Source organism: Actinoplanes sp. NPDC051470 (assembly GCF_040682035.1).
Classification (GTDB): Bacteria; Actinomycetota; Actinomycetes; order Mycobacteriales; family Micromonosporaceae; genus Actinoplanes.
Genome location: NZ_JBFBAA010000008.1, coordinates 24,628 through 51,005 on the forward strand (window position 1 = coordinate 24,628; position 26,378 = coordinate 51,005).

At 70.8% G+C, this 26,378-nt stretch carries 25 protein-coding genes; 5 read left to right on the plus strand and 20 right to left on the minus strand.

What is annotated here, in order from left to right:
• Nucleotides 1-40 precede the first annotated feature (40 nt).
• Nucleotides 41-955: an IS982 family transposase gene (locus tag AB0M54_RS16165; protein WP_364471872.1), complete on the plus strand. Its 915-nt coding sequence runs from the start codon at nucleotides 41-43 to the stop codon at nucleotides 953-955.
• A gap of 38 nt (nucleotides 956-993) precedes the next feature.
• Here the strand turns inward: AB0M54_RS16165 and AB0M54_RS16170 are convergent, their stop codons facing one another.
• The 5 genes from AB0M54_RS16170 to AB0M54_RS16190 form a co-directional block, all read right to left on the minus strand.
• Nucleotides 994-1,575, minus strand: a complete 582-nt coding sequence (locus AB0M54_RS16170; RefSeq protein WP_364331116.1) for a YbjN domain-containing protein — start codon at nucleotides 1,573-1,575, stop codon at nucleotides 994-996.
• Nucleotides 1,576-1,706: 131 nt separating this feature from the next.
• Nucleotides 1,707-2,354 (minus strand): hypothetical protein, encoded by a 648-nt coding sequence (locus tag AB0M54_RS16175; RefSeq protein WP_364331113.1) that lies wholly within the window; start codon nucleotides 2,352-2,354, stop codon nucleotides 1,707-1,709.
• A complete protein-coding gene (locus tag AB0M54_RS16180; RefSeq protein ID WP_364471875.1) occupies nucleotides 2,351-2,734 on the minus strand; it encodes a thioesterase family protein in 384 nt (127 codons plus the stop codon). The genes AB0M54_RS16175 and AB0M54_RS16180 overlap by 4 nt, the downstream gene beginning before the upstream one ends.
• Nucleotides 2,735-2,747: 13 nt before the next feature.
• The gene (ettA, locus tag AB0M54_RS16185; RefSeq protein ID WP_364331205.1) at nucleotides 2,748-4,424 is read right to left on the minus strand and encodes an energy-dependent translational throttle protein EttA; all 1,677 of its coding nucleotides are present in this window, start codon (nucleotides 4,422-4,424) and stop codon (nucleotides 2,748-2,750) included.
• A gap of 97 nt (nucleotides 4,425-4,521) precedes the next feature.
• Nucleotides 4,522-5,076 (minus strand): hypothetical protein, encoded by a 555-nt coding sequence (locus AB0M54_RS16190; RefSeq protein WP_364471878.1) that lies wholly within the window; start codon nucleotides 5,074-5,076, stop codon nucleotides 4,522-4,524.
• Between the two features lie 103 nt (nucleotides 5,077-5,179).
• On the opposite strand from AB0M54_RS16190, the gene AB0M54_RS16195 reads away from it, so the two are divergent.
• Complete coding sequence (locus AB0M54_RS16195; RefSeq protein ID WP_364471880.1) at nucleotides 5,180-6,592, plus strand: trehalose-6-phosphate synthase; 1,413 nt, start codon at nucleotides 5,180-5,182, stop codon at nucleotides 6,590-6,592.
• On the opposite strand, the gene AB0M54_RS16200 is transcribed toward AB0M54_RS16195, so the two are convergent.
• The 4 genes from AB0M54_RS16200 to cobC are packed head-to-tail and all read right to left on the minus strand — an operon-like array spanning nucleotide 6,589 to nucleotide 10,377.
• Nucleotides 6,589-6,945: a VOC family protein gene (locus AB0M54_RS16200; RefSeq protein ID WP_364471882.1), complete on the minus strand. Its 357-nt coding sequence runs from the start codon at nucleotides 6,943-6,945 to the stop codon at nucleotides 6,589-6,591. The genes AB0M54_RS16195 and AB0M54_RS16200 overlap by 4 nt on opposite strands.
• A gap of 47 nt (nucleotides 6,946-6,992) precedes the next feature.
• A complete protein-coding gene (cobA, locus tag AB0M54_RS16205; protein ID WP_364331098.1) occupies nucleotides 6,993-8,165 on the minus strand; it encodes a uroporphyrinogen-III C-methyltransferase in 1,173 nt (390 codons plus the stop codon).
• A gap of 14 nt (nucleotides 8,166-8,179) precedes the next feature.
• Nucleotides 8,180-9,232, minus strand: coding sequence for a nicotinate-nucleotide--dimethylbenzimidazole phosphoribosyltransferase (cobT, locus tag AB0M54_RS16210; protein ID WP_364331095.1), 1,053 nt, complete (start codon nucleotides 9,230-9,232; stop codon nucleotides 8,180-8,182).
• A gap of 50 nt (nucleotides 9,233-9,282) precedes the next feature.
• Nucleotides 9,283-10,377 carry an Rv2231c family pyridoxal phosphate-dependent protein CobC gene (gene cobC / locus AB0M54_RS16215; RefSeq protein WP_364471885.1) on the minus strand — a complete coding sequence of 365 codons (1,095 nt, stop codon included), beginning with the start codon at nucleotides 10,375-10,377 and terminating at the stop codon, nucleotides 9,283-9,285.
• A gap of 48 nt (nucleotides 10,378-10,425) precedes the next feature.
• Between cobC and AB0M54_RS16220 the strand changes: the two genes are divergently transcribed.
• Nucleotides 10,426-12,672, plus strand: coding sequence for a transglycosylase domain-containing protein (locus AB0M54_RS16220; RefSeq protein WP_364471888.1), 2,247 nt, complete (start codon nucleotides 10,426-10,428; stop codon nucleotides 12,670-12,672).
• Here the strand turns inward: AB0M54_RS16220 and AB0M54_RS16225 are convergent.
• Nucleotides 12,669-13,334: a TIGR03086 family metal-binding protein gene (locus AB0M54_RS16225; RefSeq protein WP_364471891.1), complete on the minus strand. Its 666-nt coding sequence runs from the start codon at nucleotides 13,332-13,334 to the stop codon at nucleotides 12,669-12,671. The genes AB0M54_RS16220 and AB0M54_RS16225 overlap by 4 nt on opposite strands.
• 43 nt (nucleotides 13,335-13,377) lie before the next feature.
• Entirely contained in the window at nucleotides 13,378-14,856 is a 1,479-nt protein-coding gene (locus AB0M54_RS16230) for a cobyrinate a,c-diamide synthase (protein WP_364471894.1), read from the minus strand.
• A gap of 97 nt (nucleotides 14,857-14,953) precedes the next feature.
• Between AB0M54_RS16230 and AB0M54_RS16235 the strand changes: the two genes are divergently transcribed.
• Nucleotides 14,954-15,805, plus strand: a complete 852-nt coding sequence (locus AB0M54_RS16235; protein ID WP_364471897.1) for an SURF1 family protein — start codon at nucleotides 14,954-14,956, stop codon at nucleotides 15,803-15,805.
• 70 nt (nucleotides 15,806-15,875) lie between these two features.
• Nucleotides 15,876-16,565 carry a hypothetical protein gene (locus AB0M54_RS16240; protein ID WP_364331079.1) on the plus strand — a complete coding sequence of 230 codons (690 nt, stop codon included), beginning with the start codon at nucleotides 15,876-15,878 and terminating at the stop codon, nucleotides 16,563-16,565.
• A gap of 76 nt (nucleotides 16,566-16,641) precedes the next feature.
• Here the strand turns inward: AB0M54_RS16240 and AB0M54_RS16245 are convergent, their stop codons facing one another.
• The 9 genes from AB0M54_RS16245 to AB0M54_RS16285 form a co-directional block, all read right to left on the minus strand.
• Complete coding sequence (locus AB0M54_RS16245; RefSeq protein ID WP_364331076.1) at nucleotides 16,642-18,174, minus strand: ATP-dependent DNA ligase; 1,533 nt, start codon at nucleotides 18,172-18,174, stop codon at nucleotides 16,642-16,644.
• Between the two features lie 216 nt (nucleotides 18,175-18,390).
• Nucleotides 18,391-18,834 carry a hypothetical protein gene (locus tag AB0M54_RS16250; protein ID WP_364471899.1) on the minus strand — a complete coding sequence of 148 codons (444 nt, stop codon included), beginning with the start codon at nucleotides 18,832-18,834 and terminating at the stop codon, nucleotides 18,391-18,393.
• Nucleotides 18,831-19,973: an XRE family transcriptional regulator gene (locus AB0M54_RS16255; protein ID WP_364471902.1), complete on the minus strand. Its 1,143-nt coding sequence runs from the start codon at nucleotides 19,971-19,973 to the stop codon at nucleotides 18,831-18,833. The genes AB0M54_RS16250 and AB0M54_RS16255 overlap by 4 nt, the downstream gene beginning before the upstream one ends.
• A 399-nt stretch (nucleotides 19,974-20,372) precedes the next feature.
• Nucleotides 20,373-20,579, minus strand: coding sequence for a hypothetical protein (locus AB0M54_RS16260; RefSeq protein WP_364331067.1), 207 nt, complete (start codon nucleotides 20,577-20,579; stop codon nucleotides 20,373-20,375).
• 136 nt (nucleotides 20,580-20,715) lie between these two features.
• Nucleotides 20,716-22,062, minus strand: a complete 1,347-nt coding sequence (locus tag AB0M54_RS16265) for a dipeptidase (protein WP_364331064.1) — start codon at nucleotides 22,060-22,062, stop codon at nucleotides 20,716-20,718.
• Nucleotides 22,063-22,100: 38 nt separating this feature from the next.
• Nucleotides 22,101-23,165: a M48 family metallopeptidase gene (locus AB0M54_RS16270; protein WP_364331062.1), complete on the minus strand. Its 1,065-nt coding sequence runs from the start codon at nucleotides 23,163-23,165 to the stop codon at nucleotides 22,101-22,103.
• Between the two features lie 45 nt (nucleotides 23,166-23,210).
• Entirely contained in the window at nucleotides 23,211-23,819 is a 609-nt protein-coding gene (locus AB0M54_RS16275; protein WP_364471905.1) for a hypothetical protein, read from the minus strand.
• Complete coding sequence (locus AB0M54_RS16280; RefSeq protein WP_364471908.1) at nucleotides 23,816-25,348, minus strand: cobyric acid synthase; 1,533 nt, start codon at nucleotides 25,346-25,348, stop codon at nucleotides 23,816-23,818. Before AB0M54_RS16280 ends, AB0M54_RS16275 begins: the two co-directional genes overlap by 4 nt.
• Nucleotides 25,272-26,267, minus strand: coding sequence for a cobalamin biosynthesis protein (locus tag AB0M54_RS16285; RefSeq protein ID WP_364472270.1), 996 nt, complete (start codon nucleotides 26,265-26,267; stop codon nucleotides 25,272-25,274). Before AB0M54_RS16285 ends, AB0M54_RS16280 begins: the two co-directional genes overlap by 77 nt.
• Between the last annotated feature and the right edge of the window lie 111 nt (nucleotides 26,268-26,378).

Sequence of the window (26,378 nt, forward strand, 5' to 3'; positions counted from 1 at the left end):
CATGGTCTCGTTGCCTAGGCAACGAGACCATGGAGGCCCCGTGCACGTCGATCTGGACACCCTCGCGACCGCACTGTACGTCAGGATCGATGACGAGTTGAAGGCGTCCCCGCAGCTCAGCCCGTACCGGCCGAAGGTCGGGATCACCCCGCGGATCACTGACGCCGAGCTGATCACCGTGTCGGTGATGCAGGCTTTGCGGGGTTACCACAACGAGAGCCGGTGGATCCGCTACGCCCGCAAGTCGTTGATCCACCTGTTCCCTGACCTGCCCAAACAGCCCGGCTACAACAAGCGCCTGCGCAGACTCACCACCCAGCTGGCCCATTTCATCACTGTGCTGGTCACCGACACCGATCTGTGGCAGCACCCGATCCGGATCGCTGACTCCACCCCGGTGCCGTGCGGCATGTCCCGCGAGACCGTCCTGCGTTCCGGCCTGGCCGGCTGGGCCGGCTACGGCTACTGCGCTTCGCATTCGAGGCTGTTCTGGGGTCTGCGGCTGCATCTGGTCACCACCGTGCACGGCCTGCCCGTCGCATTCGCGTTGAGCAACGCCAAGACCGACGAACGCGAAGTCCTCGTCGATCTGGTGTCCCTGCAGCCGACCATGTTCCACCACCGCGACGGGCTGATTCTGGTCGTGGACAAGGGCTACCGCGACCGCGACACCGAAACTTGGCTCAACGACAGCGGTATCACCGTCGTCAGGCCCGCGTACCGCACCGAACCGCAACGCCCCGGCCGAGGACTACTACGCGCCGTGCGGCAGAGCATCGAGTCGGTCAACCAGACCCTCAAAGGCCAACTCGATCTTGAACGACACGGTGGCCGGACCATCACCGGCGTCACCGTTCGAGTCCTGCAACGCGTCCTCGCCCTGACCGCCGCGATCTGGCACAACTGGCACACCGGCCAGCCGGTCATGCGCTCCCTGACCGCGTACGACCACTGAAACCCTTGGAATCAACCATCTAGGGCGGCCGGACAGCCCTACAGCAGGGCGCCCTCGTCGTGCAGCCAGTCCACGAAGGACGTGGCGACGGCGGCGCCGCAGTCGAGCATCTCGACGAGCAGGGCGTCGTGGGCGCCCGAGTTGAGCGGAACCTGCAGCTCCGCGTAGATCGGCAGCTGCCCCCGCTCGGTCGGGTCGCCCACATACGCCTTGCAGAACCGGCGGGTGTGGTTCCACTCGTTGACCACGCGGTAGGCCCGGTCGGCCCAGTCGGGCGGGACGGTGGAGTGGGGCCGGGCGCGCATCACGAGGATCTCGTCATCGGGCCCTTCGAGGGTGAACAGCACCGCGTGCCGTTCCCACATGGCCAGCAGCGACCCGCCGCCGTCGGCGAGGAACCGGATGTCGAGCAGGTCGAGGGCCTTGCCGATGCGGGTCAGCGTTACCGGCTGAACCTGGTCACCCTCGTCGATCGTGGACAATTCGGCCGGTGGAGCCGAATGCCCGGGATCACGCTGGGCGGGTACTCCGACGCGGACGCTGCTCTGCAACGCGACCTCGCCACCGGCCTCGGGCCGGTCACCCCCGGACGAGCCGGGACGCCATGACCACCACGGCATCGTTGTTGCACCTCGCTCCCCAGCAGGTCGGCCGCCGGACGTAGCGGGGACCCCGGGCAGCGACGCTACCCGTACAGATCTCGGAGGTCATCCCCCCAACCGGAGGGCGCGACCGGTTGACCGATACGCCATCACCCTTTCGGGTGAGTCGAGATAGGCATAACGGTCAGTTTCTTGACCCGCTGTAGCCATGCAACTCCATATGGTGCGGAAACTCCCACCCAGCGTCCCGACACCAGCACTCTCGCATCAGGACCCTCCACATCGGCCGGTCCGAGAAATCCCATCCGCGAAGTCGCCTGGACGAGTCGTTGCGGAATCTCCACCGGAACGCCGTCGGCGGGCGTGACGACCAGTGCAACGTGGTCGAGCAGAGCGTCACGAACCATGCGCGATCCGACGGCGCGACCCAGGCCACCCCCGGTGACCTCACGCAACGTCCCGGCCGCGGCGATGGCGAGCCGGCTCAGCTCGGCCACGGCGACGTGTTCGACCACGCTGCCACCGGCCGACGGGACGGGCCAGCGCCAGTCGGCGTCCCGGCGCGCCGGGAGCGAATCGTCCGACCGCGACAAACGGGACAGCAACTCAGCCGCCGACACCGTGATGTCGTCCTCGACCGTGCCGTCGACCTCGCGGGTGACCAGCACGTCCCACGGCAGCCGGGCCCACATCGCGACCCGGGGACCGGCCGGCCGCAGGCGCACCGGGGCGGCCTTGTCCAGCCGGACCAGCCGGGCCAGGAAGGCGCCGGCGTCAGCGATGCCCGACAGCGTCATAGCTCGGCGTACGGCTTGAGGAAGTCGCGCTCCGCCTCGCTCAGCCGGCGCGGGAAGCCTTCGGCCAGGTTGTACGGCACGCACCAGGACTTCGCCCGGCCGGCCAGCACACCCTCGTCGAACAGCTCGTACGACACCACGAAGCTGGCCGCGCGCAACTGCGAGATCCACATCTCGATACGGATCGCCTGACCGAAGTCGACCGGCCGCACGTAGTCGACCTCGTGGCGAGAGATGACGATGCCCTCCTCGAACGAGGTCAGGCCGCTCTCGCGGGCGCCGAGGAAGAACATGGCAACGCGCGCCTCCTCGTACAGCGTGAGGAAGCGCGCGTTGTTGACGTGGCCGTACACGTCCATGTCGGACCAGCGAACGGCCACGTCATGAACGAACCTAGTCACGGGTGAGCTTGCGGTAGGTGACTCGATGCGGGCGGGCCGCGTCAGCACCGAGGCGGTCGATCTTGTTCTTCTCGTACGCCTCGTAGTTGCCCTCGAACCAGAACCACTTGTCGGGCTCCTCGTCGGTGCCCTCCCAGGCCAGCATGTGGGTGGCGACGCGGTCCAGGAACATCCGGTCGTGGGAGATGACCACCGCGCAGCCCGGGAAGTCGAGCAGCGCGTTCTCGAGGCTGGAGAGCGTCTCGACGTCGAGGTCGTTGGTCGGCTCGTCGAGCAGGACCACGTTGCCGCCGATCTTCAGCGTCATCGCGAGGTTGAGCCGGTTGCGCTCGCCGCCGGACAGCACCTTGACCGGCTTCTGCTGGTCGGGGCCCTTGAAGCCGAAGGCGGCCACGTAGGCCCGGGACGGCATCTCGACCTTGCCGACCATCAGGTGGTCCAGGCCGTCCGAGACGACCTCCCACACGGTCTTGCTGCCGTCGAGGCCGGAGCGGTTCTGGTCGACGTACGACAGGGACACAGTCTCACCGACCCGGACCTCGCCCGAGTCGGGCTTCTCGAACCCGACGATGGTCTTGAACAGCGTGGTCTTGCCGACGCCGTTCGGGCCGATGATGCCGACGATGCCGTTGCGCGGCAGCGAGAACGACAGGTGGCCGATCAGGATCCGCCCGTCGAAGCCCTTGACCAGGTCGTTGGACTCGATGACGGTGTTGCCCAGGCGCGGGCCCGGCGGGATCTGGATCTCCTCGAAGTCCAGCTTCCGGGTCTTCTCGGCCTCGGTGGCCATCTCCTCGTACCGCTCCAGCCGGGCCTTGCTCTTGGTCTGCCGGGCCTTGGCGTTGGAGCGGACCCACTCGAGCTCCTCGGACAGCCGCCGCTTCATCTTGGCGTCCTTGCGGCCCTCGACCGAGAGACGCTGCTGCTTCTTCTCGAGGTACGTCGAGTAGTTGCCCTCGTAGCCGATGGCCCGGCCACGGTCGAGCTCGAGGATCCAGCCGGCCACGTTGTCCAGGAAGTACCGGTCGTGGGTGATGGCGATGACCGTGCCGGCGTACTTGGCCAGGTGTTGCTCCAGCCACTGCACGCTCTCGGCGTCGAGGTGGTTGGTGGGCTCGTCGAGCAGCAGCAGGTCGGGCGCCTCGAGCAGCAGCTTGCACAGCGCGACCCGGCGGCGCTCACCGCCGGAGAGCTGGGTGACGTCGGCGTCCGGCGGCGGGCAGCGCAACGCGTCCATGGCCAGCTCGAGCTGGGAGTCGAGGTCCCAGGCGTTGACGTTGTCGAGCTGTTCCTGGAGCTTGCCCATCTCCTCCATCAGCTCGTCGGTGTAGTCGGTGGCCATCTCTTCGGCGATCTTGTTGAACCGGTCGAGCTTGGCCTTGGTCTCGGTGACGGCTTCCTCGATGTTGCCGAGGACGGTCTTCTCCTCGTTGAGCGGCGGTTCCTGGGCGAGCATGCCGACGGTGTAGCCGGGCATCAGCCGGGCCTCGCCGTTGCTCAGCGTCTCGAGCCCGGCCATGACCTTGAGCAGCGTGGACTTGCCGGCGCCGTTCGGGCCGACCACGCCGATCTTGGCGCCGGGCAGGAAGCTCAGCGTGACGTTGTCGAGAACGACCTTGTCGCCGTGCGCCTTGCGCGCCTTCTCCAGCGTGTAGATGTACTGGGCCACGGTGCGGCCTACCTCCGTGTCGACGACATTGTGAGCAGTGGGCACCCATCCTCCCAGGGCACCGGTTGTACAACCCCGCCGACCCTCCCCGGAATTCCTAGGACACCGCCTTCTGTGTCTCCTTGCGGCCGTCGGTGAACGTGATCAGGAGCCGCTTCTTGGTGACCGACAGGGTGGTGCCGTTGTTGGCGACGGCCAGGAAGTCGTCCGGCCGGCGCTCGACCCTGCTCACGAAGAGCGCGGTCTCCCCCTCGATCCACTCGTCGTTGCCGCCGTTGTTGGCGTGGTAGAAGTACCGGTCCGAGGCGTCCCGGCAGATGTAGACGTCGGAGGTTCTGGTCCGCAGGTGCAGGACTATCGCCAGCGGTCCGGGGTATCCAGCCTTCGCGGCCGCGGCGAGCGTCTCCTCGCGGCAGGGCTCACCGTCGAGGGACGGCGCTGGGCTCGGCTCCTCGGGCGGCGCTTCGGTCGGTGGGGAGCCGACGACGCTCGGGGTGTTGTTGTTCCCCTGATTCAACGCCTCGCGGCGGTCGCGCTCGTTGGCGAGGAGAATGCCGACCGAGATGCCGATGATGCAGAGAAACGTCGTGGCAATGACCACAGGGAAGAACAGTGGCCGCCGCGGCGGGGGAAGATCATCGGACGAGCTCACCGGAACAGAATGCCACCCGGACGCCACAAGCGGGGACCCCGCATTCAGCTACGCACAGTAGGCTCTCCGGTGGGAACTAGCTACGACCCGGAGGTGCACCAGCGTGGCCGAACGAAGTTCCTTCGTCGTTGTCGCCAACCGCCTGCCCGTCGACGAGGTGATCACCGATGACGGCGAGCGGCAGTGGCGGCCCAGTCCCGGTGGTCTGGTCACCGCGCTGCACCCCGTCCTCACCGAACACCGCGGCACCTGGATCGGCTGGGCCGGCGGCGACGGTGACGCGCCCGAGCCGTTCGAGCTCGAGGGCATCCGGATCCACCCGGTGCCGCTGAGCAACGCGGAACTGGAGCGCTACTACGAGGGCCAGTCCAACGCCACCATCTGGCCGCTCTACCACGACGCCGTCGAGACGCCGGTCTACAAGCGCCGGTGGCGCGAGACCTACCGCGTGGTCAACCAGCGGTTCGCCGAGGCCGCGGCCGAGGTGGCGGCCGAGGGCGCCACCGTCTGGGTGCAGGACTACCAGCTCCAACTGGTGCCGGCCATGCTCCGCGAGCTGCGGCCCGACCTCCGGATCGGCTTCTTCCTGCACATCCCGTTCCCGCCGATCGAGCTGTTCATGCAGATGCCGTTCCGCGCCGAGGTGCTGCGCGGCCTGCTCGGCGCCGACCTGGTCGGCTTCCAGCAGCGGCTGGCCGCGCAGAACTTCGTGCGGCTGGCCCGGCACCTGCTCGGCCTGCGCTACGAGGGCCAGTCGATCCAGGTCGACGGACGCAAGGTGAAGGCCGGCGCCTTCCCGATCAGCATCGACACCCAGGACATGGAACGGCTCGCCGCCGACCCCAAGGTGCAGGCCCGGGCCAAGGAGATCCGGGGCGAGCTGGGCGACCCCGAGACGATCATCCTGGGGGTCGACCGGCTCGACTACACCAAGGGCATCGAGCTGCGCCTCAAGGCGTTCCGGGAACTGCTCGCGGACGGCAAGCTCAAGGTCGGCGATGCGGTGATGGTGCAGGTGGCCACGCCCAGCCGCGAGCGGGTCGAGCATTACCAGACCCTTCGAGTACGGGTGGAGCGCGAGGTCGGCCGGATCAACGGCGAGTTCGGCCGGGTCGGCGTGCCCGCGGTGCACTACCTGCACCAGTCGATGCCCAAGGCCGAGCTGGCGGCGCTCTACGCGGCCGCCGACATCATGATGGTCACGCCGCTGCGAGACGGCATGAACCTGGTGGCCAAGGAATACGTCGCCTCCCGGGCCGACCGCGGTGGCGCGCTGGTGCTCAGCGAGTTCGCCGGGGCCGCGACCGAGATGCGGCAGGCCTTCCTGTGCAACCCGCACGACCCGGACGGCGTGAAGGACGCGCTGCTGCGCGCGGTGGCCGCCGAGCCGACCGAGCAGAAGCGCCGGATGCGGACCATGCAGCGCCACCTACGCACTCACGATGTGGCCGCGTGGGCCAAGAACTTCCTGGAAGAGCTGGACATCGCGGCCGACCTGTCCCGGGGGAACAGCTAGAGATACAGGCAGAAGGGATGGCCGTCCGGGTCGAGGTAGACCCGGACGTCTTCCTGCGGCTGGAAGTCGGCCTTGGTCGCGCCCGCCTTCTCGGCGTGGGCCCCGGCCTCGTCCAGGTCGTCCACCTGGATGTCGAGGTGCACGCTCATCTGGGGGTCGTCGGCCTGGGCCGGCCAGACCGGGCGTACGTACCGGGTCTCGGTCTGGAACGAGAGGCCGGCGCCACCGGCCGGAGCGGCCAGCCGGACCCAGCCGGGATCCTCCTGGATCACCGACCAGCCCAGCAGGCGCTGGTAGAAGGCCGCTAACTCGTTGGCGTCCGGAGCGTCGAGGACAACGCCCGTCACCGTCATCTGTGGTCTGGGCTCCATTTCAGTGAGTTACCCCTCAGTCACAGGAATCACGCCACGATCGCGGCGACTTCTCCGATCACCACGACCGCCGGTGGCCGGATGCCGGCGTCGACCACCTGGGTCGCGATCGATCCGAGGGTGCCACGCAGGCTGCGCTGCGCCTCGGTCGACCCCTCCTGCACCACCGCGGCCGGGGTCGCCGCCGCCCGGCCGTGCTTGATCAGCGCCTCGACGATCAAGGGCAGGTTCTTCAGGCCCATGAGTACGACCACCGTCCCGCGCATCCGGGCCAGCGCCGCCCAGTCCACCAGCGACGCCGGGCTGTCCGGCGGCACGTGCCCGGAGACCACGGTGAACTCGTGCGCCACCCCGCGCTGGGTGACCGGGATGCCGGCCAGCGCGGGCGCCGCCACCGCGCTGGTCACGCCGGGCACCACGCGCACCGGGACGCCCGCCTCGGCACAGGCGATCGCCTCCTCGCCGCCGCGCCCGAAGACGTACGGGTCACCGCCCTTGAGCCGCACCACGAACTTCCCGGCCTTGGCCCGGTCGACCAGGATCCGGTTGATCTCCTCCTGCGCCGCCGACGGCCCGTACGGGATCTTGGCCGCGTCCACGAACTCGGCGTCCGGGCGCAGGTCGGCCAGCAGCGGGCCGGGCACCAGCCGGTCGGCCACCACCACGTCGGCCGCGGCCAGCAGGCGCCGGCCCAGCACGGTGATCAGCTCGGGGTCGCCGGGGCCGGAGCCGACCAGGGCCACGCCGGCCGGCATCGGCTCGGTCGCGGTCGCCGACTCCAGCGCGGTCGCCACCGAGTCACGGACGCCGATCGCGCGGCGCCGGTCGCCGCTGTCGGTCACCGCCACGGTGATCTCGCCGTGCCGGGTCACGGCCGGGGTCCAGGCCGTCGCCGCGTCGCGGTCGTCCGCGCGTACGCAGAAGATCTGCTCTTCCTCGGCGGCCGCGCTGACCGCTGCCGCCGCCACCGGATCGTCGACCGCCACCTGCACCAGCCAGGCCCCGCGGACGTCCTCGGGAGCGAAAGTACGTTCGTTCCAGCTCAGGCGGCCCTGGTCGGCCAGCGCACGCAGCGCCGGGGTCAGCTCGGGCGAGACCACCTCGACGACGGCGCCGGCCGCGAGCAGGGCGGGCATCCGGCGGGTGGCCACCGCGCCGCCGCCGACGACGAGCACACGACGGCCGTCGAGGCGCAGGGCCATGGGGTACAGGTTGTTCACTTCTCCGAAACCCCGGCCGAGTCGAAGGTGGCGACGTCGTGCAGAACCCGCACCGCGCTCGCCACGATCGGCAGCGCGAGCAGGGCGCCGGTGCCCTCACCGAGGCGCATTCCCAGGTCGAGCAGCGGGGTCAGACCGAGGTGGCGGAGCGCGACGGCGGCGCCGGGCTCGACGGACAGGTGGCCGGCGACCATCGCGGCGACGGCGTCCGGGGCGAGGGCGGCGGCGGCCAGGGCGGCCGACGCGGCGATCACGCCGTCGACGATCACCGGGACCCGGCGCTCGGCCGCGCCGAGCAGGAACCCGGTCAGCGCGGCGTGTTCCAGGCCACCGACCGCGGCCAGCACGCCGAGCGGGTCGGCCGGGTCGGGGCCGTGCCGGGTCAGGGCGGCGGCGATCACACCGACCTTCCGGGCGTATGTCTCGTCGTCGATCCCGGTGCCGCGACCGGTCACGTCGGCGGCCGGGCGGCCGGTGAACGCGGCGATCAGCGCGGCCGCCGGGGTGGTGTTGCCGATGCCCATGTCGCCGGTGAGCAGGCAGCGGGCGCCGCCGTCGGTCAGCGCGTGGGCGACCGAGATGCCGGTCTCGACGGCCTGCCGGGTCTCGGCGGCGGTCATCGCGGGCTCGGCGGTCAGATCGCGGGTGCCGCGCCGGATGTTCACGTCGAGCAGGTTGCGGCCGCCGTGCAGCTGGATGGCCACGCCGACGTCGACGACCAGCACGTCGGCGCCGTTCTGCCGGGCGAAGGCGTTGACCACGGCGCCGCCGGCCACGAAGTTGGCCACCATCTGGGCGGTGACCTCCTGCGGCCAGGGCGAGACACCCCGCGCGTGTACGCCATGGTCGCCCGCGAAGATGGCCACCGTGGCCGGCTCGGGCAGCGGCGGCGGGCACTCGCCGGCCAGGCCGGCCAGGCGGACCGACAGGTCTTCCAGCAGGCCCAGCGACCCGGCCGGCTTGGTCAGCCGGGCCTGGCGGTCCCGGGCCGCGGCCATGGCCGCCTCGTCCGCCGGGCGGATGGCGGCGACGGTGCTCTCCAGGCTCACTGCGGCTCCCTCTTCTGCGGCTGCCTCACCGCGGCTTTCCTCACCGCGGCTCACCTCGCCGCGCCCGTCTTGATCGCGTCGTTCAGCGCCTCGATGAACGCGTCCGTGGTGGAAGTGTCGCGCACCGCCATTCGGAGCCAATCGGGACCCAGGCCCGGGAAGGTGTCACCGCGGCGCACCGCCCAGCCGCGTTCGCGCAGCTCAAGACGGATCTTGTCAGCACCGGCGAGTCGGATCGCGACGAATGCGGCGGCCGGTTCGCCGGCGATCGTGATACCCGGCACATTGCTCAGCGCCTCGACCAGGTGCGCACGCTCCGCAGCCAGTTCCTCGGCGATCGCACGCTCGGTGGCGACGGCGCGGTCACTGGCGATGACGGTGGCGGCGGCGAGGGCGGGTGTCGACACCGGCCAGAGCGGGAGGTGCGGCCGCAACCTCATGATCAGCTCTGGGGCCGCGAGCGCGTAGCCGATACGCAGGCCGGCCAGCGCCCAGGTCTTGGTCAGGCTGCGCAGCACGACCAGGCCGGGCAGGTCGCGGCGCTCGGCCAGCGACTCCGGCTCCCCCGCGACGCCCGGCCGGAAGGTCGTGTCGGCGAACGCCTCGTCCACCACCAGCACCCGGCCGGGCCGGGCCAGCTTCGCGATCTCGGCCGCCGGGTGCAGCACCGAGGTCGGGTTGGTCGGGTTGCCGACGATCACCAGGTCGCTGTCCTCGGGCACCCGCCGCGCGTCCAGCCGGAAGCCGCCGGCCTCGGTCAGCAGCACCCGCTCGACCTCGTGCCCGGCGGCTCGCAGCGCCGCCTCGGGCTCAGTGAACTGGGGATGCACCACGACCGGCCGGCGTGCGCCGCGCAACGCCTGCGCGATGACCACGAAGGCCTGGGCCGCGCCCGCGGTGAGCAGGACCTCGCCCCGGTCACGGCGGTGCCGGGCCGCGACCGCCTCGATCGCTTCGCCCTGGTCCGGGTACGCCGCCAGCCCGGTCAGCGAGGCCGCGACGGGATCGGCGAGCCACCGTGGCATCGGCGCCCGGCGGACATTCACGGCCAGGTCGATCAGGCCGGCGCCGACCTCGCTGTCACCGTGATGGCCCAGGTCGTACGTCATGGGATCAGCATGACGGAACCGGGATGTCGCTCTCACTTCAGCCGTTTGATGCGTATGTGAGGCTTATTGCCATACCGTCGAAGAGTGACGAATCGACCCCTCTCCGCAGCCGGCCGGATCGCCCCCCTCATCCGCGCGGGACTCATCGCCGGGGTCGTCGTCGCAGGTCTCGCCTACCCCCTGGCCGCGATGGCCGGCTTCGGGATCAAGGCCGGTTCGGACGCGCTGCAGAGCCTGCCCGAGGAGCTGTCGGTCGTCCCGTCGGCGCAGACCACCTACGTGTACGCCAACGACGGCAAGACCCTGCTGACCACCTTCTACGAGGAGCACCGCAAGCCGACCGAGCTGGCCGACATGTCGCCGTACATCACCCAGGCGATCGTGGCTTCCGAGGACACCCGCTTCTACGAGCACCACGGGGTCGACCCCAAGGGCGTGGCCCGCGCGTTCGTCGCCAACCAGCAGGCCGGTGGCGTCTCCCAGGGCGCGTCCACGCTGACCATGCAGTACGTGCGGATGGCCCTGCGGGACGGCGCGAAGACCCCGAAGGAAGCGCTCGAGGCCACCGAGCAGACCACCGCCCGCAAGCTGCGCGAGATGCGGCTGGCCATCGAGGTGGAGAAGCGCCACAGCAAGCAGGAGATCCTCGAGCGCTACCTCAACTCGGCCTACTTCGGGCACCGCGCGTACGGGGTCTATGCCGCCTCTCAGGTGTTCTTCTCCAAGTCGCCGGGCAAGCTCACGCTCACCGAGGCGGCGCTGCTGGCCGGCCTGGTCAAGGCGCCCTCGGCGTACGACCCGGCGGTCCACGACCAGCGTGCGGCCACTGAACGGCGCAACTACGTGATCGACCAGATGCTCAAGATGGGCGTGATCACCACCGACCAGGCCACCGCCGCGAAGAAGGCCAAGATCGTCCTGAAGCTCAGCTCGCCGCCCAACGACTGCGTGTCGGTCTCGGCCAAGCACAACGACTGGGGCTTCTTCTGCGACTACTTCCGCAGCTGGTGGCTGGAGCAGCCGGCCTTCGGCGTCGACCCGGCCGAGCGCGAGGAGTCGCTGCGCCGCGGCGGCTACAAGGTGGTCACGACCCTGGACGCGCGGATCCAGAAGTCCGCCATGAAGAACGTGCTCGACAAGGAGGAACGCAAGAGCAAGTACGCGCACGGCGAGGTCCTGATCCAGCCCGGCACCGGGCAGATCAAGGCGATGGCCGTGAACCGCACGTACTCGCTGGACCAGAGCGGCAACGGCCGGCACACCGACCGGGCCAAACGCAAGGACGGCCTGAAGGGCAACTACCCGAACACGGTCAACCCGCTGCTCGGCGGCGGCGACATGGCCGGCTACCAGGCCGGGTCGACGTTCAAGATCTTCACCATGCTCGCCGCCCTGGAGAAGGGCCTGCCCCTGTCCACGTCGTTCAACGCGCCCCAGCAGTTCCGGTCCAAGTACTTCACCTCGCCCGGCCCGTCGGCCTGCGGCAAGCACTGGTGCCCGAAGAACTCCAGCAAGTCGATGAGCGGCCGGCAGACCATGTGGAGCGGCTTCGGCAAGTCGGTGAACACGTACTTCGTCTGGCTCGAGCAGAAGGTCGGCTCGGAGAAGGCGGTGCGGATGGCCGAGCGGCTCGGGCTCAAGTGGCGTACGGACATCGACCGGACGATGGCCACGCCCGACCGCGCCGACGGCTGGGGCGCCTTCACCCTCGGGGTCAGCGACGCCACCCCGGTCGAGATGGCCAACGTCTTCGCCACACTCGCCGCGCAGGGCAAGTACTGCGAGCCGCTGCCGGTCCGCTCGATCGCCGGGATGGACGGCAAGCAGGCCAGATACAAGGGTGTCGAGGTCGCCAAGCCGCGCTGCCACCAGGCCGTCAAGCGCGAGGTGGCGCTGGCCGCGACCGACGCCGCCCGGTGCGTCACCGGCTACGGCGCGGCCAAGGGCGAGTGCGGCGGCTGGGAGACCTCGCCGATGGTGCACGCGACCATGCAGCGGCCGGTGGCCGGCAAGAGCGGCACCACCGACAGCAACAAGACGGCCTGGTTCTGCGGGTTCACGCCCCAGCTGGCGGCGGCCGGGTTCGTCGCCGACCCGGACAACCCCGACAACGTGGTCGGCAGCGGCCGCGGCACGATCTCGAAGTTCACCGTGGCCGAGACGCTCAAGGAAGCGCTCAAGGGCCAGCCGAAGGCGAAGTTCGCCGCGCCGTCCGGGAAGCTGGTGGGCAGCGGCCGCTCGGGCTCCGGCAACGATCGCCGCAACGGCTCCCGCGATTCCGACGACTCCGACGGGTCGAACGGCTCGAACCGCCGGAACCGGGGTCGCTAGCTCGCCGCCGTTCTCGTCGGGGAGTCGTCGCCCTGCCGCTGCGCGGTGAAGCCCGGGCGGCGGCGACGGCCGGTCTGCTGCCAGAGCGGGTCGCGGCCGGCCCGGGCCACCACCTGGTCGAGCAGCGAGGCCTCGTCGTCCGTCGTGACGGCCGGGCCGAACATGCCGGGCACGCCCTCGTCCGGGCCGCGCGACAGGAACTCCAGCAACGCCTCCAGGATCCGCGGGTCGGCGGCCATCTCCTGACCGGTCGCCTGGGCCAGGTCCCAGCTGTGCGTGACGACCTCGTCCATCGCGACCAGGCCCATCTCGGCCCCCGGCAGGGTGACGCCTCCGGCCATCGCGGTGCCGGTCCAGGCGGCCGGATCCTTCCAGGCCGTGGCCAGTTCCTCGAGCAGGACCGGCATCCGGCTGCGCCAGTGTGGTGGCAGGTCGGCGGCGGAAGGCTCCGGTGGCGGGCCGTCGGTGCCGGGCACGTCGGTCGCCTTCCGCGCGGCGGCGGTGAACGCGTACGACAGTCCCATGATGTGGTGCAGCAGGTCGCCGACCGTCCAGTCGGGGCAGGGGGTCGGTGCGGTCAGGTCCTCGTCGGCGACGCCGAGCAGCAGGGCCCGGAGCCGTCGCACCGGGGGGTCGAAGTCCAGGGGAACTTGGTCGGCCACGCGTCCGCCTCCTTCTCTTACGTGTGGAGGGCTTCTGTTCAGGTTACGGACGTGTCACGACATCCGCTGTGTCGGCCTCGGCCTCGATGGCCGGCCGGACGGTCAGCTCCGCCGTCTTCTCCTCCCTCGGTCCCGGTTTCCGCTCGATCGGCTGGCTCGTGATCTTGGGACGCGGGGCCGCGGCCAGCACGATGCGGCGGGCGATCTCGGGCGCGCCGGCCCAGTGGATGCCCAGCTGGGACGCATGCACCTGGCGCCAGACGAACCCCTCCGGCGTGCCCGACCAGATCCAGGCCGGCTGCTCGCCGGCGCGCGGCGTGACGATCGCCCGGACCTGCTTGTAACCGGTGATCCGGGCGCCGACCGGGGCCAGCGGCGAGGTGGCGGGCGCGGTCGCCTCGCGGTAGCCGGCCACCACCTGGTCGCCGGTGCGGGCGCCGGCGTCGAGCACGCCGCACATCGGCAGGCCGTCCAGGTCGCGGACCAGCCAGGTCAGGCCGGCGCCCTCGGCCATCACGGGCATGCCGTCGGCGGCGCGCTGGGCGACCTCGGCGGCGAGGCGGCGGTTGGCCGACAGCTCACCGGCGTACGACTCAGGAAGGCCGGCGCCGACAACGAGTCCGCGTACCCCCGCCGGAAGTTTCTCATCGCGCAACGGATCGACCACCGCGACCTCCGCACCCGCCGCGACCAGCAACTCCGCGGTCTCGGCGTAGGAGAACGTCGCGCCCGGGCCACCGGCCAGCGCGATCACCGGACGCGGACCGCCCGGCGTGGGCGCCACGACCGCCTCGGCCGGCGACCACACCGGACCGGGCAGCGCGGGCGCGGTCGACGCCAGCGCCAGCATGCGGTCGAGGTCGACGCCGCGGCCGACCGCCTCACCGAGCAGCTGGATGGCCCGCGAGGCGTCGGCCGTCCGATGCATGGCCGGCACCACACCCTGGGCCCGGCCAGGCAGAACGTTGGGCAGGTCGCCGCGCCGGAGCGCGCCCAGCACCGGCATGCCGAGATCATCCAGGGCGCTGCCCAGCAGCTGCTCGTGGCGGGACGACGCGACCCGGTTGAGGATCACCCCGCCCAGATGCACCATCTCGTCGAACATCCGGAAGCCGTGCACCAGCGCCGCCACCGAGTGACCCATCGCCGCCACGTCGATGACCAGCACGACCGGGGCGCGCAGGGCGGCGGCCACCGCGGCCGTGCCGTCGATCTCGGGCTGCCCCGTCAAGCTGTCGAACAGGCCCATCGCGCCCTCGATCACCGAGATCCGCGAGCCGGCCGCGCCATGCGCGAACAGCGGCGCGATGTGGGAGGCGCCGACCAGGCGGGGGTCGAGGTTGCGGCCCGGGCGTCCGGCGGCCATGCCCAGGTACGCGGCATCGGTGTGATCCGGACCGACCTTGAACCCGGCGGCGGGCACCCCGCGGGCGGCGTACGCGGCGAGGAGGCCGACGGCGATCGCGGTCTTGCCATGCCCCGAGGCGGGCGCGCTCACGACGAGTCGCGGCTGAGCGGTCACTGCCAGTTCCCCCTTCCGGTCTCCGGTGCGGATCTCGCACCCTACCCGGACCGCTCCCCCGCGCTGCGATCTTGGGGTGCCCGGTAGCCTCGCAAGGGTGTATCGGTTCCTGCTGACGCCGCGCTGGCTGGCCGCCGCGGCGCTCGCCGTGACCGCGTCGGTGGTCATGGTGTTCCTCGGCAACTGGCAGCTGCACCGGTACCACGAACGCAGCGCGATCAACGACCGCATCGACGCGGCGGCGACCGGCTCACCGGTTCCGCTCACATCGGTTCTCACCCGTCCGGGTGCCCCCGGCAAGACCGGCCCCAACCCCGGCGAGGCGCTCGCCTGGACCAAGGTCACGGTCACCGGGCGTTACGATCCCGCCCACGAGGTTCAAGCCCGCGGCCGTACGGTCGACGGCAGTGTCGGCTTCGAGATCCTCACCCCCCTGGTCCTCGCCGACGGCACCGCCGTGCTGATCGACCGCGGCTGGGTGCCGCCCGCGTCGGGCGGGGCGGTCGCCGCGCCCGTGGCGCCCCCGGCCCCCGCCGGCACGGTCACGGTGGTCGGCCAGGTGCACCGCTCGGAGAGCAAGCCGGCCCCGATCGGCCACCGCGACGGCCGGCTCGACACCCGCCGCGTGTCCCTGCCCCGCCTGGCGGCCGAGATGCCGTACCCGCTGTACGGCGCCTACCTCCTCGCGTCGTCACCCGAGCCCGGTTTCACCGCGATCCCGATCGACCACGAGGACGCGTGGCAGAACGGCGGCTACACGGTCCAGTGGTGGTTGTTCGCCTTGATGGCGTTGCTGGCCTTCGCCTGGCAGGCCCGCAAGGAGGCACACGGCGACACGCCTGGCGCCGCGCGCGACCGGGTCTCCGAGGCCGACCGGGCCGCCTCCGATCGGACCGCTTCCGATGGCTCGGCGGCGGCCGTGGTGCCCGCGGCGCGTCGGCCCGAGTGACGTTCTCACCTGCCGCGTCCTTCCTGAGTGGGGACTGCGTTGGCTGGTGTGCGCTGGGTAGTCTTCAGGAGTGACCTCCGCACCGAGCGATCCCTGGGGCGAGCAGACACCACCGCCGCCGCCGCCGAACGCCCCGGCGCCGCAGCATCCGGTCTCCAGCCAGCCGGATCCACTCGCTCCGCCGGTGTCCGGTCAGCCCGGTGCGCCCTCTTCGGGCTATCCCGCCGCGCCGACATCGGGTTATCCCACATCGGGCTATCCCGCCGCGCCGGCTTCCGGTTACCCCAGTGCGTCCACGTCGGGGTATCCCGCTGCGCCCACCGCGCCGATCACCGGCCAGTCGGCCGCCGGCGCCTATCCGCAACAGCCGGTGCAGCCCTATCAAACCCCGGCCGACCTGCTCCCGCCCGGCCCGGTCATCGTCCACGTCGGAGAGATGCGCGTCACCTCGACCGTGATCCACACTCCGGCCGGAGACATCCCCCTGGCCGGCTCGAACTGGCAGGTCCACGACTACTGGCACCACGAACAGCGCATCCCCCAGTGGGCGATCATCTGCGCGGTCGCCGGTTTCTGCGTGCTGACCGTCTTCAGCCTGCTCTTCCTGCTGGTCAAGGAGACGATCGCCCGCGGCACGGTCCAGGTGACCGTCACCAACGGCACCCGCCAGTACGTGGCCCGCATCCCGGTCACCGACCAGTCCCAGGTGGCCGCCATCCACCACCAGGTCAACTACGTCCGCTCCCTGGCCGCCATCTGATCCACCCGCGACCACCCGGGCCGCCATCTGATCCAACCCGGGACCGCCCGGACCGCCGAACCGGCCCGCCGAGCGATCAGGCCGGTGGCATGCCGATGGCCTTGACCATGTCGATCGTGTCGGCCGCCTCCGCCTTCTTGTCGTCGCGATAGCGCAGCACCCGCGCGAACCGCAAAGCCACCCCACCCGGATAGCGCGGCGACGTCTGCACCCCGTCAAAGGCGATCTCCACCACCTGCTCGGGCCGCACCGTGACGACCCAGCCGTTGTCACCGGTCGCCAGCTCCTGGAAGCGCTGCGTCTGCCAGCGCAGCAACTCGTCGGTCAGCCCCTTGAAGGTCTTGCCCAGCATCACGAATCCGCCGGTACGCGGGTCGCGCGCGCCCAGATGCAGGTTGGACAGCCACCCCTTGCGCCGCCCGTGTCCCCACTCGACGGCCAGCACCACCAGGTCGAGCGTGTGCCGCGGCTTCACCTTGACCCAGGCCGACCCGCGCCGCCCCACGTCGTACGGCGCCTCCTGCGCCTTGACGACCACACCCTCCTGACCGGCCGCCAGCGCCGCCGCGAACGCCTCGGCCGCCTGCTCCTCGGTCTCGACCACCCGGCGGCCCACGATCAACTCCCGAGGAACCGCGTCGGCGAGCGCCGCCCAGCGCACCCGCCCCGGCTCGTCGAGCAGATCGGCGCCGTCGACATGCAGCAGGTCGAAGAACCACGGCGTCAGCACCGCCCCGGCCGGCCTCTCACCCTTCGCGCCCCGGGTGGCGGCCTGACTCGACGTCTCCTGGAACGGCCGCGGCCGCCCACTCGCATCCAGCGCCATCGCCTCACCGTCGAGCACGATCTCGCGCGCCGGCAACGCCCGCACCGCCGCCACCACATCGGGCAGCCGCGAGGTGATGTTGTCGAGGCTCCGCGTGAAGACGGCCACCTCATCACCCGAGCGATGCACCTGGATCCGGATCCCGTCCAGCTTCACGTCGACGGTCGCCGGCACCCCGGTCGCGATCAGCGCGGCGGCCACATCGGGCGCACTCTGGGCCAACATCGGCGTCAGCGGCGTACCCACCCGCAAGCTGAACTCGCCCAACGCCGCCGCACCCCCACCGAGCGCCGCCACCGCGACCTGCTTGAGGTCTCCCGACAGAAGCAATGCGCGGCGTACGGCCGTGAGCGGCACCGCCGCGGCCTTGGCGATCGCATCGGCCAGCAACCCGGCCTGCGCGCCCTGCCGCAACTCCCCACCGAACAACCCGACCAGCAGCCGCTGCTCATCGGCCGTGGCCGCACCGAACAGCGCCCCCAGCAACTCCCGCCGCCGAGCCTGCGACCCGGCCCCGCCGACCACCGAGATCTCAGCGATCGCCGCATCAACCGCGGCCACGGTGAGCGTGGCCGCCTCAGCGGGCGGCGGCCGGTCACGCAAACTCGCATAACCCACGCCGGTCTGCCGCTGGCGCAACTCCCCGGCCAGGTAGGCCGACCCGGCCGCCAGCTCGTCCGGCCCCATCCGCCGAAGCGCCTCGGCAAGCAACTCAACCTTGGCCTTACGCCCCGAGGTCGCACTCACCGCCGCCGACGTAGCCGCCACATCCACGAAAAGCACCAGGTCATCCTGGCAGCTCCCTACGACATTTTCGCGACATGGACGACCGCCGAGACGCTCTCAGCCGCAGGCTTCGGGCCGACGGCGCAGGTCGAAAGGAACGTGGTTCAGAGCTCGTCGTAGTCCAGAAGGCCGTTCTCCATCACGTGTTGCCGAAAACCACCGCGGCCAAAGGGCAGGAAGTACTCACTCTCCAGGAGGTCGTCAGCCAGCGCTTCAACCATCACGGTTGTTAGTTTCCTCGCACGGATCGCATCGCAGAGCAAGGGAACGGTGGCCGTGACCAATACCATCTTCTTCTGCGACGCTGCGTGGTGTCGCGTCATCGATCACCACCTCACACTTGAAGATCTGCCCCATGGCCAGCACCCCGCATTCGCCCACATTCTTTCCGTCGGCCACGAGCCGATCGGCGTAGCGGGCAAACGCCTTGAGGAAGTCACTACTCGTCGACCGGTAGACCTGGATCCAGCCAGCATCGAGCACGGCGCGGGCCGCGGAAACATGTTCGATAGCCTGGTCGAGCTCGCGTTCGACGCTGTCCGGTATATACACCGGGCGCTCTCCGGCGAGAAAGCGCAAGACTCCGAGCCAACCCTGAATCGCGAAATGTCGCATGGGACCCGTGTCGAACACCAAAGCCTGTTCGGGCACCGTCACGAAACGAACTTCCAGATCTCATCGGGTCGCCGGTCGCGGATCTCCGGCAGGTCCACCTCGTCGAAGGTTCCCTGGAGCAGGTCCAGTGCACGCTCCCGGCTGATCCGCTCGTCCCGCACCAGCCGGAGTACGGCCAGAGTGAACGGCCGGGGAACCGTCGTTCCTCCCAAGCTCTCGAGGGAGACGTTCAGATTCATTTCAACGATGTCGGCTTTCGTGGTGCGGTATTCACGCACTGAGTTGGCTGTGCCGCCGTCGGCCAGCCCCAACTCCTTCAGCCGAGTCGCAAGCGTGGCCATGTCAACCCGGAATTCGCTGGCCATCCGAATAGCTGCACCGCGCACCCCTGAGTCGGAAACCTTCTCGCTCCACTTCCGTTCGACGGCCGTCCGCGGCAAGAGCAAGGCGCGCGCGAAACGATCGAGGCGCGACTCCATGGGGACGACCTGATCAGAGTGATCAGCCACTCGCCAGTCGACGGTGTAGTCGTCCGCGATCAGGTAGTGGCCGAGCTCGTGCCCCAATGCGAGCCGCCTACGGCCGACTTTCATGTGGCTGTTCACCAGGCTCACACCGCCACGACGCAACAGGATCGTGCCGGCATCGGCGGTGTCCTTGCCAAGATCGCGGGAGAAAGCCAGCAGCCCCACTCCGGCAACGCTTTCCGAGAGCCGGCGAATCGGCTCCTCGGGCGTAAGGTCCATCAATTCACGCGCTCTCCCAGCAAGCGCCTCAGCCTCTGTGGTGGTCGTCGGTCGTGTTATGCCTGCCTGCGCGACTGCGGCAGCGGCATCGAGTCCCAGTTCGTCGACACCGAGTGAGGCGACGAACTCGACCTCGCCGGCGAACTCGGCCAAGAGGGCGTCAATCTTAGAGTCCGTGGTATCAAGGCCCTGGCTGGATCGATGCGCGACAAGCGCCGGGACGGGCTCTTCGAAGAAGGTGGACATACGTACGCCGATCGCGGCAGCGATGTCGGACAGTTCGAGTGCGGTGACCTTGCGACCACCCGACTCGACCTTGTTGACGACAGTGCGCTCGAGGCCCACGGCTTTCCCGAGGTCGTCCTGGCTCAGATCCACTCGCTTACGGGCATCTCGGATGCGCTCCCCCAAGGTCCGCGCGTCGATGTCTGCCATAGTGTGCGATTCTCGCACACTATGGCGGCGAACGAGGCCCATAAAGCCGCCCTCGGCTCGAAGACCACTGGGGCGCGGGCCGGTCCCGGCGCACTCCCCCGTTGAGTGGCCGGGACCGGACCGCGTTCGGCCCGGATCGAAGGCCCGGACGATCCGGGTCGGGCCCGGAGCCGGAAAGGACAACGGCTCGCGGGCGTTCGGGGTGGGTGGCCGGTCCGCTCGTGGGCAGGTGGACGGGCCGGCCACCCATGAGGCGGAAGCCGCGGGGACACGCGGCCCCGCCAAACCCGGCCGGGGACAACGGCCGGGCGGTCTCAATCGGGGTCAGAAAACCGGTCGGGAACGAAGAAGTGGCGGCCGGAGCGGAGCAGGCGGCGGCACCTGTTCACGGGCCGGCGCTCATGCCGCTATCGGCTCGACCACCCGGAACCCACGCGCTCGGATCGCGTCGGCGACCCGGCTCAGCTCGGCGTCGACCTCGCAGAGGGCCGAGGAGAGTTCGGCCAGGTGGTCGTTGAGGGACGTGTCGTCCCAGGCGGAGATGTCGACATCGACGAGGGCACTCACCGCGGCACGGAGACGGAGGATCGACTCATTCGAACGCATGTTCGAATACTAGTGCCGCGATGATCACCCAAGCAAGCCCAGATCACCCATCCGGGCATGGAAAGGCCGGATGGGTGATGCGACCAGAGCGGCCAAGGTAGCGGAGAGCAGGTGGTGCGACGAAGGACGCCGCCGGCTACTGGCGGCCCAGGTTGCGGAGCAGCAAGGCCTCGGCCAGGCAGACGCGCTGGAACTCGCCGAGGTGCAGGCTCTCGTCCGGCGCGTGGGCCGCCGCATGCGGGTCCTCGACGCCGGTCACCAGGATCGACGCGTCCGGGAAGAGGTCGCGGAAGGTGGCGATGAACGGGATCGAGCCGCCGACGCCCATGTCCACCGGCTCGGTGCCGTCCCAGGCGTCGCGGAAGGCGGCGCGGGCCGCGTCGTAGGCCGGGCCGGTCGCGTCGATCACGCAGGGCTCGCCGTCGACGTCGAGGGTCACCTCGATGTGGGCGCCCCACGAGACGTGCTTCTCGAGGTGGGACTTGATGGCGGCGAAGGCGCTGACCGGGTCGTCGCCGGGCGCCAGGCGCGCGCTGATCTTGGCTCGGGCCGAGGGCTGGAGCGCGTTGGCCGCCTCGACCGAGCCGGGCGCGTCGATGCCGAGCACCGCGATGGCCGGCTTGGTCCAGATCCGGTCGGTGATCGTGCCGGTGCCGGTGAGCTGGACGCCGTCGAGCATCCCGGCCTCGCTCCGGAACCGGTCGGTGGGGTAGTCGATGGTGGCGCCCTCGCGGCCGACCAGCCCGTCGACCGCCACTTCGCCGGTCTCGTCGTGCAGGGTGGCGATCAGCCGGGCCAGCACGGTCAGGGCGTCCGGCACGGGGCCGCCGAACATGCCGCTGTGCACCGCGCTGCGCAGCACCTTCACCTCGGCGAAAAGGCTGACCATGCCGCGGAGCGAGGTGGTCAGGCCGGGTACGCCGATGTCCCAGTTGCCGGAGTCGGCGATCACCATCACGTCGGAGCGCAGCTCGTCCTGATATTCGCGGAGGATCGCGTCGAGCGACTCGGAGCCGTACTCCTCCTCGCCCTCGGCGAAGACCGTCACGCCCACCGGCAGGTCGTCGCCGAACGCCCGCAACGCCGCGACGTGGGCCATCACGCCGGCCTTGTCGTCGGCGGCGCCCCGGCCGTAGAGCCGGCCGTCACGTTCCTCGGGCTCGAACGGCTCCCCGGTCCACAGCTCGGGGTCGCCGGCCGGCTGGACGTCGTGGTGGGCGTACAGCAGAACGGTCGGCGCGCCGGGCGGCGCCGGCTTGCGACCGATCACGGCCGGATGGCCGCCGCCCGCACGGACGATCTTCGTGTCGAGGCCGCAGCCGCGCAGCAGCTCGGCCACCGCTTCGGCCGAGCGCTGCACGTGCGAGTGATCGAAGCCGGGGAACGCGACGCTGGGGATGCGGACCAGCCGCTCCAGGTCGGCGCGCACCCCGGGCATCTCGCGCCCGACCGCGGCGCGCAGTTGATCGTCAGAGAGGCTCATGCCCCGACTCTAGAACCTTTCCAATTTCGGGCGCAGCCCTATGCGGGCGGGGTCTCCCCCTCCGGCCGGTCGCTCCGCGGCTGGCCCCAGGTGCGGGCGCTGCGGGCGGCCGAGCCGGCCAGGTCGGCCGCGCCGTCGCCGAACTTGCGCAGCAGCCCGACCAGCGGGTCCTGCGACTCCTTGAAGGTCTCCCGGTACGAGCTGGCCGCCGCCTTGACGTCGTCGGTGACCGAGGCGTTGCCGTCGCCGTCCCGGCGCGGGTACTCGCCGGCGAGGATCGCGGCGTACTCCCCCGAGTCGACCCACTTGCGCAGCGCCGCGGCCCGGGCGACCGGGACCGGGTGGCTGGAGTACAGGGTCATGCCGAGCTTGAGGAAGCTGTCGCGCAGGTCGCCGCCGCTCTCGTACTCGGCCGCCTGCTCGAGGAACGCCGCCGTGTCGATCTGGGTCAGGTCGCCGCCGCCGGCCAGCTTCATCAGCAGCCGGATCGAGGCGGACGGGTCTTGCCCGGCGAGCAGGCCGGCGCGGTCGGCGGAGAGCTCGGCCTTGCGCCACCACTCGAACATGGCCGCGATGATGGCCCGCAGCGCGATCGCCCCGATCGGGAGCCACGAGAGGTTGGCGGCCCACTTGGTCAGGATCATCATGATCGTCTTGTAGACGGCGTGACCGCTGCGTACGTGGCCGATCTCGTGGCCCAGCAGCGCCCGCAGCTCGTCCTCGTCGAGCTTGTCGACCGCGCCCGTGGTGATCACGATGAACGGCTTGTCGATGCCGATCGCCTGGCCGTTGATCATCGGGTCCTGCGACACGTAGAGCTGAGGCAGCTCGGCCACGTCGAGCGTGGTCGCCGCCTCGGTGAAGCGCTGGTAGACCGCCGGGTACTGCCGGTGGTCGACGCGGATGGCGTTGGCCAGGAAGGCGAGCCGGAAGGCCCGCTCGTTCCACATGCCGAAGAACGCCTTCACCACGTCGTCGAACCCGCGCAGCTCGCGCAGGGCGGTCAGCGCGCCACGGTCGGCCGGGTGCTCCCATGCCCGGGAGCTGATCCCGGTGAGCGTGACCCGGCGCCGGGCTGGGCGGCTGTCGTCCTCGGTCGTCATCGTCCACCCGCTTCCCTCGCCACGGTCTCCGCGGCTGATCGTCACCTACCCCGGCGAGCTTCGCCAGAGTCGTTCGTACCGCTCGTCGTCACCGTTCACCGCACCGTCGACCAGCAGGTCGGCGTGTGTGGCCGTACCGTCGGCGGCGAAATGCCGAGCTTCGGCACGCCGCCACCGGCCAAGGTACGCCGCGAACGCAACGTCGTGTCCCCCGTCGCGCTCGACGACCCGGGCCACGCAGAGCTCGGGCGGCGCGCTCACGAACACGCCAAGGCTCAGCTCGGGCCGGATCACCTCGCGCGCCGACGACACGCCTTCCACGATGAGCACGTCCGGGGTTTCCACCCGGACGACCTCGTCGCCGAAGCGTCCGCACGTCCAGTCGTAGCGACGGTATTCCGCGGCCACCCCCCGGCGCATCGGGGATAACACTGATTCCTCCAGCCGGCGCCAGAACGCGAACTGGTCGTCCCAGCCGTCCAGGAGGTCGTCGGTGTGCACCACGGGCGCGCCGGTCGCCTGGCCCAGCCGGTCGGCGAACCAGGTCTTGCCGGCGCCGCTCGGTCCGTCCACGGCGACCAGCCGGGTCCGGCCCAGGCGCGGGAGCACGGCATGCACGGCGACGGCCAGGTCGGCGAAGCGTTCGCTGGTCACGGCGCTCCGGGCGGCAGCACGGGCAGCCCGGCCGGCGCGCCGTTCTCGATCAGGCGCCACAGGGCGGCGGTGTCCAGATGCTCTTCGATCAGGTCGCCGAGAAGATCAAGGGCCTTTTCGCGTACGCCGTGAAAGCTCGTTCCCGGCGCCGGTCGCCAGCCGGTCCGGCCCGCCTGCCGGGCCGCCGTGGTGAGGAAGAGGCGGCGGAACTCGTCGGATTCGAAGGCGCCGTGCCAGTGGGTGCCGCTGACGGTGGCCGCCACGGCACCTTCCGGCCGCCCGTCGGCGTAGGTGAGGAACGGCTGCGGGGCGTCGTCACCGGACACGTACCCGTGGCGGATCTCGTAGCCGGTCACGGGCGTGCGCCGGGCGTACCCCCGCGATTGTCGAACTGTCTTTCGCCGGCCGAAAGTGACCTCGACCGGGAGCAGGCCCAGGCCGGGCACCGTGCCCAGGCCGGATTCGACGTCGTCGTGGATGGCCCGGCCGAGCATCTGGAAGCCGCCGCAGATGCCGAGCAGCGGTTTGCCCTGTCCGGCGTGGCTCACCACCGCGTCGGCCAGGCCGGTCGCGCGCAGCCAGGCCAGGTCGCTGACCGTCGCCTTCGAGCCGGGCAGGACGACCAGGTCGGCGTCGAGCAGATCGGCGGGTTCGGTGGTGATCCGCACCCGCACGCCCGGTTCGGCGGCGATCGCCTCGGCGTCGGTGGCGTTGGAGATGCGCGGCAGCCGGATCACCGCGACGCGCAGCCATTCGGTGCCGTGCGGCGGGCCGGGGCGGCCGAGGAGCCGCCCGTACGCCAGCGAATCCTCTCCATCGACCTGAACATCGCTCTCGTAGGGCAGGACGCCGAGCACCGGCCGGCCCGTCACCTTGGTGATCATGTCGAGGCCGGGCCGCAGGATGGACCGGCTGCCACGGAACTTGTTGATCACGAAGCCGGCGACGCGCGCCTGGTCGGCCTCGCTGAGCAGGGCGACCGTGCCGTGCAGGGCGGCGAACACCCCGCCGCGGTCGATGTCGCCGACCACCACCGCCGGCAGGTCCGCGGCCGTGGCCAGGCCCATGTTGACGAAGTCGCCGTCCCGAAGGTTGATCTCGGCCGGGCTGCCGGCGCCCTCACAGATCACCGCGTCGTACTCGGCGCGCAACTCGGCCAGCGCGGCGTACGCGGCCTCGGCCAGCCTCGGCTTGATCGACCGGTAGTTGCCCGCGGTGACCGTGTCGACCGCCTCGCCGAGCAGCACGACCTGGCTCGACCGGTCGCTGCCCGGCTTGAGCAGAACCGGGTTGAAGCGCAGGTCGGGGGCCACCCCGCAGGCCGCCGCCTGCATCGCCTGGGCCCGGCCGATCTCGCCGCCCCGGCCGTCCGGCCCGGCGACCACGACCGAGTTGTTCGACATGTTCTGCGCCTTGAACGGCGCCACCCGCACACCGTTGCGCCACAGCCACCTACAGATGCCGGCCGTGACCACGCTCTTCCCGGCGTCCGAGGTGGTCCCGGCCACCAGCAGTCCTCCCCCGTCCACCCCTGAAAGCTAGCCGCAACCCGGCCGCCAGTCCGACCGCCACCCCACCGGCCGCCGCCGAGAGCCGCGCCGCCCGCGCCACGTCCCGATGGCCCGGCTTGGGGCCGTCGCCCAGGAACGGCCGCGTCTCGCTGCGACCGAAATAGACATTCCGCCCACCCAGGCGTACGCCCAGAGCGCCCGCCATGGCCGCCTCGCACTGCCCCGCGTTGGGCGAAGGATGGTCGTCGCGGTCCCGCCGCCAGACCCGGAAAGCCTCTTTCCGGTCCCGCGCGAACGCGATGGTGAGCAGCCCGGTCAGCCGCGAGGGCACCAGGTTGAGCGCGTCGTCGAGCCGGGCCGAGGCGGTGCCGAACCGGGCGTACCGGTCGGACCGGTGCCCGACCATCGCATCAAGCGTGTTGGCCGCGCGGTAGCCCAGCAGCCCCGGCAGCCCCGCGACCGCACCCCAGAACAGCGGCGCGACCACGGCGTCGGAGGTGTTCTCGGCCACCGACTCGACCGTGGCCCGGGCCAGCTCCCGCTCGTCCAGCGCGCTCGGGTCGCGCCCGCAGAGATGCCCGAGCCGTCCCCGCGCGGCGTCGAGATCGCCGTTCGCCAGATGAGAGCTCATCGTCGTCGCTTCCCGGCGAAGCGTCCGCCCGCCGAGCACGGTCCAGGTCGCGGCGGCCACCAGCACGGCCCGCGCCACCGGCTGTCTCCGGGTCAGCGCGGCCAGCCCCGCCCCGGCGAGCACCGGAACCCCGACCGCCACCGCCGTGAACACCACCCCGTTACGGCGCCGCGGCGCATAGACCTTCCGCTCCAGGAGGCCGGCCGCCCGCCCGAACCCGGCCACCGGGTGCCACCGGCGCGGATCGCCCAGAGCGAGATCGAGCAGATAGCCCGCGACCAGGCCGGTGGCGTCGGGTGCGGAGATCACCGGGCCATTCTGCCGCCGGGCCTCGAGTCCGTGACAGCCGCGTCCGCCCGGCAACCTCATTGAGGTCGCCGGCGTCGGCTCAACGCCCTCCGGCTGGCACACTCCCAC